Source organism: Paenibacillus sp. 7523-1 (assembly GCF_002276415.1).
Classification (GTDB): domain Bacteria; phylum Bacillota; class Bacilli; order Paenibacillales; family Paenibacillaceae; genus Paenibacillus; species Paenibacillus illinoisensis_A.
In genome coordinates, this window is the sequence record NZ_NPBR01000029.1 from 47,504 (window position 1) to 63,456 (window position 15,953).

11 protein-coding genes are annotated in these 15,953 nt (G+C 49.8%); 1 reads left to right on the forward strand and 10 read right to left on the reverse strand.

All coding sequences use genetic code 11. From position 1 onward, the window contains the following. Positions 1-82 precede the first annotated feature (82 nt). Complete coding sequence (locus tag CHH60_RS26865) at positions 83-937, forward strand: hypothetical protein (RefSeq protein WP_095361988.1); 855 nt, start codon at positions 83-85, stop codon at positions 935-937. Between the two features lie 81 nt (positions 938-1,018). Here CHH60_RS26865 and CHH60_RS26870 read toward each other — a convergent pair whose 3' ends face one another. The 10 genes from CHH60_RS26870 to CHH60_RS26915 form a co-directional block, all read right to left on the reverse strand. After that, the gene (locus CHH60_RS26870) at positions 1,019-1,447 is read right to left on the reverse strand and encodes a VOC family protein (protein WP_095361989.1); all 429 of its coding nucleotides are present in this window, start codon (positions 1,445-1,447) and stop codon (positions 1,019-1,021) included. Positions 1,448-1,751: 304 nt separating this feature from the next. Beyond that, on the reverse strand, positions 1,752-1,988 hold the full coding sequence (locus CHH60_RS26875; protein ID WP_095293111.1) for a DNA-binding protein: 237 nt from the start codon (positions 1,986-1,988) through the stop codon (positions 1,752-1,754). A gap of 223 nt (positions 1,989-2,211) precedes the next feature. Then, positions 2,212-3,084: a sugar phosphate isomerase/epimerase family protein gene (locus tag CHH60_RS26880; RefSeq protein ID WP_095361990.1), complete on the reverse strand. Its 873-nt coding sequence runs from the start codon at positions 3,082-3,084 to the stop codon at positions 2,212-2,214. 12 nt (positions 3,085-3,096) lie between these two features. Beyond that, positions 3,097-3,972: a sugar phosphate isomerase/epimerase family protein gene (locus CHH60_RS26885; RefSeq protein WP_095361991.1), complete on the reverse strand. Its 876-nt coding sequence runs from the start codon at positions 3,970-3,972 to the stop codon at positions 3,097-3,099. 228 nt (positions 3,973-4,200) lie between these two features. Continuing rightward, the gene (locus tag CHH60_RS26890) at positions 4,201-7,299 is read right to left on the reverse strand and encodes an alpha-mannosidase (RefSeq protein WP_095361992.1); all 3,099 of its coding nucleotides are present in this window, start codon (positions 7,297-7,299) and stop codon (positions 4,201-4,203) included. Beyond that, positions 7,296-9,608, reverse strand: a complete 2,313-nt coding sequence (locus CHH60_RS26895; protein WP_095361993.1) for a glycoside hydrolase family 3 N-terminal domain-containing protein — start codon at positions 9,606-9,608, stop codon at positions 7,296-7,298. The genes CHH60_RS26890 and CHH60_RS26895 overlap by 4 nt, the downstream gene beginning before the upstream one ends. Before the next feature lie 55 nt (positions 9,609-9,663). Continuing rightward, the gene (locus tag CHH60_RS26900) at positions 9,664-11,877 is read right to left on the reverse strand and encodes a helix-turn-helix domain-containing protein (RefSeq protein ID WP_095361994.1); all 2,214 of its coding nucleotides are present in this window, start codon (positions 11,875-11,877) and stop codon (positions 9,664-9,666) included. A gap of 171 nt (positions 11,878-12,048) precedes the next feature. Continuing rightward, positions 12,049-13,686 carry an extracellular solute-binding protein gene (locus CHH60_RS26905; protein ID WP_095361995.1) on the reverse strand — a complete coding sequence of 546 codons (1,638 nt, stop codon included), beginning with the start codon at positions 13,684-13,686 and terminating at the stop codon, positions 12,049-12,051. Positions 13,687-13,814: 128 nt separating this feature from the next. Then, positions 13,815-14,723: a carbohydrate ABC transporter permease gene (locus tag CHH60_RS26910; protein ID WP_095361996.1), complete on the reverse strand. Its 909-nt coding sequence runs from the start codon at positions 14,721-14,723 to the stop codon at positions 13,815-13,817. Positions 14,724-14,738: 15 nt separating this feature from the next. Next, positions 14,739-15,716 carry an ABC transporter permease gene (locus tag CHH60_RS26915; RefSeq protein WP_095361997.1) on the reverse strand — a complete coding sequence of 326 codons (978 nt, stop codon included), beginning with the start codon at positions 15,714-15,716 and terminating at the stop codon, positions 14,739-14,741. Positions 15,717-15,953 lie beyond the last annotated feature (237 nt).

Below are 15,953 nucleotides of genomic sequence, written 5' to 3' on the forward strand. Positions count from 1 at the left end.
TCTCCGGGTATATACTTGTGATACACTGATTGTAAATTGGAAACGATGAATGGAGAAACAAATGGAAAGGCGGAATCACGAAATGACATATGCATTTATGATAGAGCCCCAGCAATACATTCCCCTGGACAACGATGAGGAACTCATTGAAAAGTGCCAGGAGTGGGGCCTGCTTTCGGGTAAAGCAACCAAGCTCAAAACGTTCTACTATAAAGGAAACGGACTGAACACACCCTGTACCATCATTGGTTATGTGGATCATATGGCAGCCGTCATCCAACTGGATAATGAACAGAAACACTGCATTCATCCCTCTTATCTGAAAGAGATGCAAGCGTCGAGCTACAATGTAAGACCCGTGACGGCAGCAGAACAAGATAAGGCGAGTGAGCCATTGAACGGTTCCCGGACAGAGGACAACGCTCATGCTACTGCTTCAGTCGACGTGGGTACCACATCTGATTCAGACGGTATTCCATCTGATCTAAATGACATGGACATCGATGCCGGGGAAAGCCATTCCGGACTAAAAGGTGACCCGGATGGACTCGTAGAGGAATATGTTGGCCCACAAGGCGGGACAAGCAGTGAAGCGAAACCGAAGGCGAAGACGGCAAGCAAAGCGAAATCGATCAAGATTGACCTGCCTGAAGGCAAAGTGAAGATGACGGCAGTCGTCAAGGAATTTACAACGGTTCCGAACCATTTCTCCGACAATGATGATGAAGTTATCGTTTATGAAGGAGTAGCCATCACCGAGCCTGATCACGTTGAACTTGGTGAAGCCTGGTCCAGCCATAGTGCCACGATGAAAAAGCTGGAGCTTGAAGTCGGGGATGTCCTTACTTTTGAAGCAAAGATTATTAAGAAGAAGCTCACTCGAAATCCGGTGCCCTATAAGATCAACAATCCTTCCAAGATTCAAAAGCAAGTCTAAGCCAAAAAGACCTCCAGCTCGCGTGATAAAATCAGGCAATGGAGGTCTTTGCTTTTTAAGGATAGAGTCGAAGACAAATAGCTAGGCTTGGCCAGGTGTACAGCTAATTTGGAACTGAACGCCGTACTTGTCCGTAACCATGCCGTATGCCGGGCTCCAGAATGTCTCCTGGATTGGCATTTTCACCTCTCCGCCATCTTCGAGTTTGTTGAAAATGTGCTTGGCTTCATCTGGGGTATCCGTATTCACAGTAACACTGATGTTGTTACCAATGACATGAGGCATGCCCGGGAACGTATCCGACAACATGAGCACAGAGCCCCCGATCTGCAGAGAAGCATGCATGATGCGATCCATGGCTTCTGGCGGAATCGGATGATCCGGACTTGATGGACCTTCACCGAATGTCTGAATTGCCAACACTTCCGCGTTAAAAACCTCTTTGTAGAACGCGACTGCTTCCTTACCGTTTCCATCCGTTACAAGATACACATTCAAACTAATCGCCATGCGTTCTTCATCTCCTTAAGCTCATGTTTTGATAACCATTCCTGCCGCTTGCGACATGAGTATATAGGACAGGTTCTCCTTTGACAAGCAGGTATTTCCTTCTTTAAAGCAATACCCTTTCCGGTCAGATCTTATCCCCGGACTCTTCTGATATAATGGGTCAGCACAATCAATATTTCCGATACAAGCGCTTACAGATCATCAGCAGAATACAAGAAGGACGAATCTGGTGAAGCCCCTCCGCCGGTATAAAGAAAAACAACCACCTCCCGAACTCCTGTCGGTAAGATGGCTGATGTAAGGACTATATGGATTTGTTCTTCTTGACGATGTCGGCAATCTCGCTCTCTAGCAGCAAATACCGATGCACGCTTCGCATAATTGGCACCTTGGTTAACTTGTTTTTGTCCACGTACAGTTTCATTTGATCTTTCGATAAACCAAGCAACGTGCCTGCTTCAGAAACGGTCAAAACAACCTCGGGGTTGGTGGCGTTAAATGTCTTCTTCACTTTCTGATTCCAGTCCTCAAATACCTGCATAGATCAGCGATCTCTCCTATCCATAGCCAGTATATTTCCAGGCTGAATAGATTCAGTATACCACACTTGTGATCCTCGTCACTTGATCCTCGCACAGAACCAATATATGTTAGCTTACTGAGAGGACACTCGCAGATCGGTCTGCACGAATACAATCGTGTAAAAAAAACCAAAAAAGCCACTTAAAATAAAGTGGCCCGAAATATAAAACCGAATGATTGCCTTATGCTTCTTCCCAAAATCGGCGCAGGTTATTCATCGCAATTCGGGAGGCGGACTTGCACTCTTCCATGCCTTCGAATTCCACCGTGATGTTGCCATCGTAGCCGAATTCCTTGATCAGCTTCACAATTTTCCGGATCGGGATATCTCCATGCCCCACAATGGCTCCGCGCAGAAAATTGCCATGGGTTGTGGTGAACCAATCACCACCACCCGGATGTTCATCATATGGACGGAAATAAAAGTCCTTGAAATGCACCAGAGAAGCGTATGGCAAGTTCTTCATGACACCGATTATCGGATGTTCATCCACACACATAAAGTTGCCAATGTCCAGCGTTGTTTTGAAATTGGGGCGGTCTACAGCCTGCAGCACTCGTTGCACCCGATCGCTTGCCTGCACACTGAACCCATGGTTCTCAATCGTCGTTGTAATGCCGAACTGTGCAGCATAGTCCGCGATAATCTGGCTTCCCCGAACCATGAGCGGCAGATGCTGCTCAAACCAGGCAATGGTCATGTTTTCTTTCGGCAAGGTAAAGGCCGTCACGTCATGACGCATATGTTTGACACCCATTCGGTGCACGACATCGACATGCCTTTTGACCCGGGCCATTTCTTCCTCAAAAGCCTCTTCCGTCTCCTGTACAAAATTGGCTGGCATCGAATAATTGGACAGCTCAATGCCTGCGGAAGCGGCACGCTCCCGAATCGCATCAGCCAGCTCGGGGTTATCTTCCACCGTGTAGCCGTACGGGACCATTTCCATATGCTCGCCGCCATTTGCCGCAATCCAGTCGATTACGTCCAGAACCGTCATCTCGCCCGACTTCAAGTCGTTCAACAAGCTATACGTACTCAGGCCCACTTTCATCTTCTCAGCTCCCTAACGGTATTGTTTGATAAATTCAACCGCCTTGCGGATATCCTGTTCAGGCTGATCGCCGACTTCGCGTTCAATCGTCAGGTACCCTGTATAACCAATCTCCTGTAGGGCAGCAAAATAGCTGTTAAAATCCACTCCACCCTCTCCGAGCGGCACCTCACGGAAAAAGGTTCCTGAGGATACCATTTCGGCAATTTTCTCATGATCCATCGGCGCATAGCCCACTGCACCATATACATCCCTTGGGTCGACTTCCTTCAGGCGTACGCCATCCTTCACATGGGTATGTACGATGTAGTCCTTCAGCAGACGCACACCCTGAGCCGGGTCATCACCCGTTACCATCACCATGTTAGCCGGGTCAAAATTGACCGAAACCCCGTTCGTTGAGAGGGTATCGAGAAATCCCTTCAGATCAGCTGCCGTCTCCGGTCCTGTCTCAATCGCAAAGTACGCCCCTGCACTTTTTGCATACTGACCAAGCTCTTCGCATGCTGCGTGCAGCGTAGCATATACCTCTGAGGCAGGGTCATGCGGGACAATGCCAATGTGGGTCGTCACAATATTGGTACCCAGATCAAGTGCCAGATCCACGATGCGCTTGGACTTCTCGACTTTCCACAGGTTATCTTCCTTCACCTGAAATCCGTGACCGCCCAGGTCGCCGACCAGGGCTGAAATTTCAAGGCCCAGGGAATCAATATAGCTTTTTAGCTCCTTGCGTGCCGCGTGAGACAGATTTTCCGGATCCATCTCTCCCTTGACTGCATAGATTTGCACCCCTTCAGCACCCACATCCTTGGCCTTATTCAACCCTTCACGCACACCTACGCCGAAGCTATCCACGATTACACCGATCTTGTTCGTTAAAGTCATGTCATGCCCTCCCGTGAATTGGTATTTTCTCAAAACAGGATACTGTCTGAGCCGATAATCAGATGATATGAACGTCATGATAGAGAAGCGAATCTTCCTCGACTCTTCCTCATCATAACTAAAGTATGAGTCGCCGTCACATATCAATCCAACACCTTTTTTATATCCTTTTACGTCATTTACCGTGTAGGTTCCAAGCTGCCTGTCCAGGCGATGCCCGGCTAATCCTTAATTAACAGGACTAAGTTTCACCGATTTGATCTCATAAGGTCTAAATGTCAGCTCGAATGCGCCTTTCTGAGAAGCAAGCGGATTAATTTCATCCTCCAACAGGTTAACGATTGCTACCTCTACATTCCGGTCTTTCCACTGGGCCTGTACCGTTTCCCGGCCACCTGACGATTCATAGAAACGAAGTATCGTGCCCGTACCATCTTCCGAGGCCTTCACCGTATCCAGGATGACATGCTTGCTCTGATAATCAATCCAGGCGTGCTCCGCAGGTAGGACGCCCGCATGCCTGCCTGCGGCAACGGCCTGAACCGGATGATTCAGCTCCATCGCCTGACGTATAACCCCAGCTTCCCGCCAATCGCCCTGGTGGGGCAATACTGAATACGTAAATTCATGTTCGCCCTGATCGGCATGTTCATCCGGCCACTTCGGAGCACGCAGCAGAGACAGGCGAATTGTCCGATCCTTGATGTCGTATCCATATTTGCAATCATTCAGCAGACTTACTCCGCTATTGCCCTCGGAGACATCCGCCCAGCGATGCCCGCAGACCTCAAACTGTGCCTGTTCCCAACTGGTGTTGTTATGTGTCGGCCGTTCCAGCGCACCAAATGGGATTTCATACGTTGCTTTCGCAGCCACCAGATCCACCGGAAATGCTACCTTGAGCAGCTTATGACTCTCATTCCAGCTGACTTTTGTCTGGAAATCCACCCGGCGCTGATGACGATAAAATACGATATCCTGGCTGATGTCAGATTCATTCAACTTCCAGCGAAACCGCAGTACATCCTTGGCTGCACCCTGCTGTACAATCTCCTTCGAGATTAGCTGTACCTTGCCTGCAGGCTGAGATTCGAACCTCGGATCAATGTCCCATGCATCCCAGTAGGTTGGCTTGTCGTGGAAAAATTGCAGCTCATTTGCCTTGTCCCCTGGCTTCAACCACTCCCGGCCCACAGATTTGTCATACCATCTGGAAATCTCACCGATATCGTTAAATTCAACCATATAAAATGGGGTCTCCCAACTGGATGGGAAAGAGTCCTCCATCCATGCAGCCGGAGCAGAATGCTTGTCTGGGCGAAGCCATATCGTCGTGTAACCAAACGCAGGGATGGATGGGATAACGACAGACAGGGTCCGTACGTCTTCCTTTTCCACCAGATCACAATCCAACCGATTACCGTTCTGGTCAAACGCTGCCATGCCGCTGAGTTCAGCACCCCCGCTAAGGGTCACCACTTCTCCTCGCTCCCAGCCCAAACTGTTAAATATGACATACGGTATGCCTTCCCATCCATCCGTTGCAATGCGCTCTGCGAGGCTGCCGAGCGAATTATTCAGAGCTGACGTGCCCAGCTCAAACACCCTCGTGTACTCTTCCGCAGACGTAACGTAAGCTTCCGGAATGGATGTGCCAGGGATAATATCATGAAACTGATTCAGCATCATCAGTTTCCATCCGCCGTCCAGGTTGCTCTTGATCTGCTCTGCTTCAGTCCCTGCAAACTGCCCCCAGATTTCTGCATCCCGATACAGCACCTCAGCCTTGCGATTGCTGCGTTTATTTCGCGCATGAGTCGTATATGTTCCGCGATGCAGTTCCAGATACAGGTCGCCATGCCATTTCGGTAACGCTGGATTGCTGGCTGAAATCTCTTCAAAAAAGGCCTGAGCCGTGCTGAATGTGCTAATTGGCTGACCCACCATGAACTGGGCGCGCTCCGCGAACTCAACCATCTCATGTGTAACCCCGCCCCCACCGTCTCCATGTCCATAGAGCAGCATCTGCTCCGGATGCAGATCCTTCTGTTTATAGGATTGCCAGTGTTCATCCACATCCTTGGGACGCGTATGCTCATTCACCCCGTGATTGAGATACGCCAGCACTGAGGTACCATCTATGCCCACCCAGTCGAACAGGTCGTAAGGAAACACATTGGTGTCATTCCAGTTGAGCTTGGTGGTCATGAAATAGGGAACATTCGCAAGCTGAAGTATTTGCGGCAGGGACGCACAGTAGCCAAAAGTGTCCGGCAGCCATTCGATGCTTGAGCGCTTGCCAAACTCCTCCTGGTAGAAGTTCTGTCCGTACAGAATCTGTCGTACCAAGGACTCGCCGCTCGGGATATTCAAGTCCGGCTCTACCCACATACCACCGACAAGTTCCCATCGACCCTCGGCAATGCGAGCCTTGACCCGTTCGTACAGATCTGGGTAATGCTCCTTCACGAAGGCGTATAGCTGAGGCTGGCTCTGTGAATACACGAACCCCGGATGTTCGTCCATTAAGGTACACATCGTGGAGAAGGTACGGCTGGACTTGCGCACGGTTTCCCGTACAGGCCAGAGCCAGGCGATATCAATATGTGACTGGCCCACAAGATGCATGAATCCATCCCGTTGTTCTTCTGGATCCTGCTCCTGTACGGAATGTGCAAGCGATTGTTCGAAGCCCTGCACCCACGCTGGCTCAACCCACCGCTTCGGCTCGTTGTACATCTCATCCATGACTTGGTGAATGGCCCGAACCAGCCGGATACGCTTCAGATCTTTTTCAGGCAGCGCCTTTAGCGATTCTGCAAGCACCGTTACGCTATACATGAGGCTTTGCAGTGGACGATTGATATGTACGAGGGCTGAACGAATCCCCCGAATCGGCGGCTGTATGACCGCCTGGCGATTCAGTGGATCATGCGGCTCCGGAATGGGATCATACAGCTCAATCTCCAGCAGGGGTGATGCCCCAACCCGGCTTCGGGGAAGCGGGACCAGCCAATGATTGCGATCCAGTCCGTGATACGGCTTGCCGTTCACCTTCAGCAGCCCTTCACCACCCGCTTCAAAAGTCAGAGCAATGGCATGATCCTCCCAATCGCTAGGGATTTCAATGAGCTTGCTCATAAAATAAGTCGTTCCGTGTATACTATGAAGGGGATTCACAGATTGGACAGAGGCTTCTCCCTGCTCCATCTGGTATTCTCCAGGCCGTATATATCTGGCCCTCTGCATCTGCCATTCGGGCAGCTCCAGCTTCGCTAACCATTGCTGCTGTGACATATCCTCTATAAATCGACTTATCCGAATCATACCGGTCCCACCCCACTTTGCACTTGTAAATCGCATGCCTTCCACTTTTTAGAGCTGCTGCCAACCTTCAGACGGAACTTGCCTGGCTCAACCACCCACTGATGGCGGGAGTCCATGAGTTCCAGGTGCTCTGCATTTACGGTAAAAGTAACGGTTTGAGTCTGTCCAGGCTCCAGATGGATCTTGCGAAATCCCTTAAGTGACATTTCCGGCCGAGTGACGGAAGCAGCTTCGTCCGTTATATAGAATTGCACGACCTCAGCTCCGGCTACCTTACCTGTATTCGTAACCTCCACCTGAACCTCTGCCTCACCATTCGGTTCGATTATTTCAGGCACAACTCTCACATGGTCATACTCGAATTCGGTATAGCTGAGCCCGAAGCCAAACGGATATTGCGGCTCCAGATCCATCTCCAAATATCTCTTCCCCCGCGTACGTTTGGCATTGTAAACGACGGGGAGCTGTCCGACATGTTTGGGAATGGAGATCGTCAGACGCCCGGACGGATTCACATCTCCAAACAGAATGTCTGCCACCGCATTGCCGCCCTCCTGCCCCGGGTACCAGGCCTCCAAAATGGCATGCACATGCTCGTCGATCCACGGTTCTGCAATAGGTCGCCCATTTATATATACAACAACCACGGGTTTGCCCAGCTTATATACCTCCTGCACCAACTCCAGCTGCACACCCATCAGATTCAGTGATGAACGGTCGATACCTTCACCACATTCCATATCATTCCATGGATTATCCGTTACGACCGATGCACCCGTCCGCAGATCAATTGTGCCTTCCCCGAAGTCGCGAGCGCTTGATCCACCCATAACCATCACAATTACGTCAGCCTGTTCAGCACAAGCGAGTGCTTGCGCAAAGCCCTCTTTGGAATCGCCTTTAATCCGGCAGCCGGGCGCGTACAGGATTTGTTCTGCCTGAGCACCAACCTTGCGGCGTATGCCTTCCAACACTGTAACGATCTGTCCACTCGGTTGTGGAGAGGTGTAGTCTCCCAGCTGGTTATACGTATGATTGGCGTTCGGACCAAGTACCGCGATCTTCGGATTCGTCTTGCTGATCGGAAGGAGATTCTCCTCATTTTTGAGCAAAACAATCCCTTCCTGGGCTGCCTTCCTTGCCAGCTCTACATGCTCTTCGCAACCAATTACTCGCTCTGCGAATTCTGGGTCGACATAAGGCTGCTCGAACAGCCCCAATCTAAACTTCATCTCCAGAATCCGGCATACCGCTGTATCCAGATCCTGATGATGAATCAATCCCTGCTCCAGTGCCTTCGCCAGATGTTTACGATACATGAATCCGGACATCTCCATGTCCACACCCGCTTGAAGAGACTGAGCTACAGCCTGCTCCCCGTTCTCCGCTGTGTTGTGTCCGCTAACCAGCATCTGAATGGCACCAAAGTCGGTGATGACAAACCCCTCAAAGCCCCACTGATCACGCAGGAGATCATTCAACAGATACGTGCTGGAGGTGCACGGTACACCATCAATCTCGTTGTACGCTGTCATTACAGAACAGGCACCGGCTTCCACTGCCTTTTTGAAAGGCAGCAGGTCTACCTCGTGCAGCTCGCGCAGACCCATATGCACAGGAGCGGCATTACGCCCTCCTTCCGAGCTTCCATATCCCGCAAAATGCTTCAGCGTTGCCATAATGGTCCGGTCTGAATCGAGACGGTCTCCCTGTAATCCCCTGATCGCTTCCACAGCCAACTCGCCAATCAGATACGGGTCTTCGGCAAAACACTCCTCGGTCCGTCCCCATCTTGGGTCCCGTACCACATCCAGCACAGGCGAATAGGTTGCTGCTCCGCCCTGGCTGCGAGTCTCGACCGCAATGGCCTCACACATCTTGCGGTACAATTCTGTATTCCACGTGCTTCCTACAGTCAGCGGCACCGGAAATACCGTTGCCCCGATCGCCATATGGCCATGCGAACATTCCTCCCCGAACAAAATGGGAATGCCCAGACGCGAATTCTCAATCGCATAGCGCTGAATTTCATTGGTGGCAGCCGCTCCCTGGCCCGGGGTCAACCCGGTTTCCAGTGTTACCTCGGTCCACGGGTCGGCACGAAGCACGCCGTATAGAGAACCAACGCCACCTTGCGCAATATTTTCTTTGAATTCCTCGGTCACTTGTACGGTGCCATCCGACTCTTTCCGGTATGTCTTCCAGCCCATCGGCTGGATCAGCTGACCCATTTTCTCTTCCGTAGTCATCTGTTCAAGCAAATTCTGTACCCGCTCGGGGATCGGTAACGAAGCATCTCTATAATCCATGTGCACATTCTCCTTATGCATTTGGCTTGGCTTGCTGCTTGTGTTCCACTTGCGATCAAATGGCTTTTCGGTAATCGCTCGGTGCGACCCCTACCACATTTTTGAAGGCCCGGTTGAATGAGTTGTAATTCGTGTATCCGACTTCCTCACTGATCTCCTGAATGGCCTTATCCGTCTCCTGCATCAACTGTTTGGCCTTCTCAATCCGCTGACTGATCAGCAAATCCACAAATTTCTCACCAATCTCATCCTTGAAAAGCTTGCTTAAATATTTCGGATTAATATCGAACAGGTCACTCAAATAATTCAAAGATAGATCAGGATTGTTATAGTTCTCTTCGATATACTTGCGAATCTCCAGAATATGCGTCCGATGTTTTTTGGAACAACGGAGCGCCTGCATCTGTCCGGCAAGTGTCTGGAAGCCATCCTTGCACAATTCCTGCAGATCTTCGGCCGTTTCCCAATCCTCCAAATTTCGAAGCAGATGACCCATGACCTCCGCCCATAGCTCGTGGTACTCACGAGGCAGCTCTGCGAATTCCCGGTTCACATGCTGGAACAGCAGCTGGATCGTGTTCATAATTTCCTGACGGGATAGCATCGAGGCATGAATCTGCTTAAACAGTTTGTCAAAATGCTTACCCCAATCGTCATCAGACAGCCGCATGGCCTGCACCAACAGCGATATGGTCTTCAAGAACTCATACACATCATTGGTTGAGCCTGGTACATCACCATACGGAATAATCCGGTTCACACCCAGTACCGCTTTGTAATCGAGCGCATGGACCGCTTCCTTGAAGGATGCTCTGAGACCACGCAGATCAACAGCCACCCGTCCAATTCCAATGGTTACCGTGAAGTTCAGATACTGCTCGACCTGATCCAGATAGCCTTCCAACAGTCTGCGTTCACTCTCTTCCGGCTGCGGTGTGTCCGGCAACCATAAGATGGCATACAGGCGATGGTCCGAGATCCACTCAGCCCATACCTCCGTATCTTCCTTGCGGGCGCTCTCCTGCAGAATGCTGGACAATACAAATTTCAGAAGGGACTGGTCCTGCACGTGATATTCTTCAATAAAGCGGGAATAGCGGTCGATCTCAACGACCATTACGGTCCATCTGTCATCCAATTGCGGCAGGCTAAACCTGTTCATCTCAGCAGAGAGTTCATCGGCGGTAAACTCCTTCGTTCCCTCCAGCAGTTCCTGAAAGAAGTATTTCTTCTTCAAGATCAGATTCTCTTCATACTCCTCCTGATACTGCTTCGTCTGGTCAATCATTTGTTCCAGCGTGGCCTGGATAAATCGGAATTCGTTCTCCTTGGAATGGCCCATGCCTGGCTGTTTCTGTGAAGCAACCGTCTCAATTAACGTGACGATCTGCTGAATCGGCTTGTAATTCCTGCGAGTTACATAGATCACCCACACCACACCAATCAGAACAACAGCCACGGCAAACACAAACCAAATATTGTAGAATTTCAGGGCAAATTTGATGACTTTGCCGTTGTTCAGTCCCGTTTGTACCTTCCAACCGCTATAGCTTGAAGTAAACTCAGAGAAAACTTCGCCGGAAGAGGCTTTGGCTGCATGCTCCTCTGTCACACCGCTGTCCCACAGATTGCCGCCCGACCGGTTGAATATGTTGACGAAGGTGAACTCCGGATCATACATCTGCATAATGGACTTCTGCAGCGTCTGCAGATCAACATTCACCACAATCAGGCCACTCCCATTGCCGACTCCGCGGATCAGTGTAATGACCTGTTTCCCTTCCTCTGTGGGAAAGGCCCTGAAGGTTCTTCCGCCGACCCATTTCTGCGTTTCTGCAGCCCGGCTGTCTTCTATAAATGCCGCATCCGGGAACTCCTCGATGGGCACGGGCTTGCCATTGCTGAATACCTTGTCATCCCTGTAACGGACCATATAAATAGAGTCGATCAGCGGATATTCTATTTTCAATTCGTCGATAACCTGAACTGCCTGAATGCCGGCATAGACATCATCACTTCCGGTTACCGCGTAATAATTTTTCAGATTCGGATTGGTCAAAATCTCGCGCAGCACCTTGAAATCGATCGAGCGCAGGGAATTATCCAAATACTGCGTCACTTGTGAAGCCAGAAATTCATTGGCCTTTAGCGCTTCCTTGCGGTTCTGTTCATTGAAAATCTGGAAGAAGATAATAAATAGAATCGTAGTCACAATAAAGAACACAGGCAGATACGAAAGCAGCAAACGTCTAAACCAATTGTTGTTCATCCCCAAGGTCCCCCCACCACTGTTTATACATGTGACGACAACCACTCGCTCTGGTCGTTAACTACCTATAAATAATCCGTATTATATCGGAGGAAGTGGGGTTGTCAAAGGATAAAACTGTCCCGGTCACGGGTGACTTCGGGACAGTCTCGATTTTGAATTCCTCAACTATTATTGATCCTTCTCAATTGCACGCTGGTAGATCTCAAGGTAATTGCTGAGTCCCAGTCCATCGAAGCCTTTGACATATGAATCCCATTCCTTATCGATGCTTTTGCTGCCGATAATGAACTGTGCCATATTGGTCTGCACATAATCCTTGATGGCCGTGGTAAGTTGTGCTGCCGATTCGGTATCCTCCGGACGAATAAATACATTTGCCGGATATACTTCTTTTGGTGCATATGGTTCATACACATTGGTCGCTTGAGCCAGTCTTGTACCATAGCCTTCTGCCTCTAATGGATTTTGACCTTCGGCAAACAGGTTACGGAACGTATTGGACAAGTCATGTGCTCCGATCTGCGACCAGCTTTCATTAACGACAACGTTCGGGTCACGTTCAGGCAGGTTGTAGTAGCTGTACTTGGCAGGCTCACCATTAATGTTTTTCTCATCTGCATCAGCCTTCTTCCACCCTTTGCCTTCGGTCGGGCCATATTCCGCGTACAGGGCACCTTCTTCACTGAACATGTAATCCACAATTTTGATCGCCGCAATCTGCTGTGCTTCTGTTGCTTTATTCGTGATGGCAAACTCAAACTCCCCTACGCTCTGTGTAGCACCTGTTGTCTGTACGCCATCCGGTCCTTTCAATGGGGGAACGATCTCCCAATGCTGGTGACGTGTAATATCTTTGTCATAGGTGTTCACGAGATAGCTGACCAGTGCTGTCGTAATGGAGCCGACCACTTCGTCGCCTTCCTTATTCCCCAGCTGTCCGATCGCCTGATCGTTTTGCGTGAAGGAAGCCGGATCAATCAGGCCTTCCGCATACAGCTTGTTCATGTACTCCAGCCCTTTTCTCCACTCATCCTTGTTTGCTGCAAAATCAACCTTGCCATCGTTCACGATCAGGTACTTATCGTTATCGTTGTAAATAAAGCTGTTCATCAGGTAGGCATCAATGTTGCCGTTCCATACGTACTTGTTCGGCGCGCCAGTGAGAGGAATCTCATCAGCCTTGCCGTTACCGTTGGGGTCCTGCTCCTTGAACGCCTTCAACACCGTGTACAGTTCATCCGTCGTTGTTGGCATTTTCAGGCCTAGGTTATCGAGCCATTCCGTGTTGATCCAGTATTTCTGTGCGTACGTACAGTGGTAACATTCGTTGAAAATCGGCAGGGCATAGATGTTGCCGTCCGGAGCTGTAATGGCCTCTTTGAAATATGGCTTCTCTTCCATGATCTTGGTCAGATTCGGGCCATATTCCTTAATCAGATCCTGCAGTGGAAGGAACACGCCTTGTTTTCCATAGTTCTGAAGATCTGAGGTGGTGAACTTGCCGTGAAGGAACACTTCGGGATAATCACCACTGGCGAGCAGCAATTGTCTGCGGTCCTGCAATGCGTCTGTCGGGGCCAGATCCCATTTCAGGGTAACGTCGAACTTGTCTTCGATAAATTGGGTGAACTCATTCTCTTCCATGGACGCTTTGCCTTGCGGGGCAAAGAAAGTCATCGTTACAGGGCCACCGCTCTCGCCGCTACCGTCGCTACTTGCACCCGATTCTTCGGATGAACCGCATGCGGACAACAAAGCCATTGAAGCAAAGACCAGAAACAACATCGAAATCCAAGATTTTCTCAATCTGACTCCTCCTTTTTGTTCAAAACGGCATACAACTCGTTTACTGCACTTGTATAAAACCGATCCCGGAAGCCGGCGTGTTCCTTCCACCTCCTTTCAAGAGGCCAGCCGGGCATCATTTCTGTGAACTATCCCTTGAGGGAACCAACCATGACCCCTTTGACAAAATGCTTCTGTACAAACGGATACATGATCAAAATTGGAATACTTGCGACAACGATAAGTGCATATTTCAATACCTGCTCGAAGCCCTGATCCCGCATCTGTTGACTGGTATTGGCGAGCATCGCCGGATCAGCAGCATTCAGGATGAGCAGATTGCGCAGAACGTATTGCAGCGGGAACAGCTTTTCGGAACGCAGATAGATCAGAGCATCAAAATACGCATTCCAGTGACCTACGGCATACATGAGTGTCATAACAGCCAGGATGGGCTTCGACAACGGAAGAACGACACTGATCAGATACCGGATATCTCGGCAGCCGTCCATTTCCGCCGCCTCTCCGAGCTCTTCCGGGATGGAAGACTGGAAGAAGGTTCTCGCTACGATGACCTGGAACACCGCGAGCGCCCCTGGCAGCCACATCGCCCAGCGTGTATCGAGCAGGTGCAGATCCTTCATCAGGAGGTAGGTTGGAATCAAACCGCCATCGAAGAACATCGTAATCATCATGAAAATGATAATCGCTCCTCGTCCATAGAACGACTTGCGTGACAAGGGATAAGCCAGCATGACGGTCAGGGCCACGTTAATGAATGTGCCGACCACGGTGTAGATGATCGTGTTGTAGAAACCGAGCATGAGCTGCTGGCTTTTAAAAATGGAGATGTACGCCTTGATGTTAAAGTCCACCGGGAACAGCCACACCTGACCAGATGTAACGGCTCGTGAAGAGCTGAATGAAGAACTGATGATATACAAGAGGGGGTAAAATACCGTTAACAGTATGGCAAACAGAAAGATATAGTTGAGTGCCATGAAGATGCGGTCACCGAGCGGATCCTTGATCCGGTTGCGATTAAACAGGTTGAACATGGATGAGCTCCTCCTTTACCACAAGCTGTTCTGGGATACTTTGCGGGAAATGCCGTTGACGATGATCAGCAGGATCAGATTGATAATGGAGTTGAACAACCCTACTGCCGAGGAGAAGCTGAAATTTGCACCGATCAGACCAACCTTGTACACATACGTGGAGATGACCTCCGATGCGCTTGTGTTGAGCGGATTCTGCATCAGATATATTTTTTCAAAGCCGACACCCATAATGCTGCCCAAACTCAGAATCAGCATGATAACGGTGACTGGAACGAGTGTTGGAAGGTCGATATGCCATATTTTTCGAAGCCTTGAAGCCCCGTCCATCTTTGCTGCCTCATACAGCGATGGATCAACACCAGCAAGAGCGGCGATGTATATGATGGATGAATATCCCATACCCTGCCATACACCGGACCAGACATAGATCGATTTGAAGTATTCCGGAATGCCCATGAAGTTGGTCATCGGGAAGCCGAGCAGCGTGAACAGCTTGTCTACCACGCCCACATGCGGGGACAGCATCAGAATAATAATGGATACCATCACAACCGTGGAGATAAAATGCGGAGCGTAAGTGACCATCTGGACGGTCTTCTTAAAGTAACCCGTTCGGATTTCATTCAGCGCCAGCGCAAGCAGGATCGGAATGGGGAATCCGGCGATCAGGGAGTAGAAGCTGATGCCGATCGTATTTTTGATCAGGAGCCAGAAGTTGGGGGATTCAAAGAATGCTTCGAAGTGTTTGAATCCGACCCAAGGGCTTCCCCAGATTCCTTTGACTACACTAAAATCCTTAAAGGCGATCTGGACCCCAACCATGGGGATGTACTTGAAGATCAACAGATACAACACGGGAGGCAGAACGAGCAGATAGAGCTCCCAATGCTTCTTGAGGCTTTTGATGAATGGATGCTGCCTTTTGGGCTCCACCTGATTCCTTTGCTGGAGTTCCAGGCTGGCGGGTATGCTTTCCGTAGCTCGACTCATTTGCGTCACTCCTTCTACACCTCAAGTGTAATAATACATTACATTCATTTCACTTAAACATCCTATTTTTCGATCCATTTGATGTTTTTGCGCTAACTGTGTTAGTAATAGTATCAGGTAGCGCTTTCTTAATTCGATAGTACATGGAACCTTGTTTTTTGATCAATTCGTAATTTTCTCCCACCTCTCCATATTCCATAAACCCTTGCGGCACAAGCATTTTTGCGCCTTTATTAT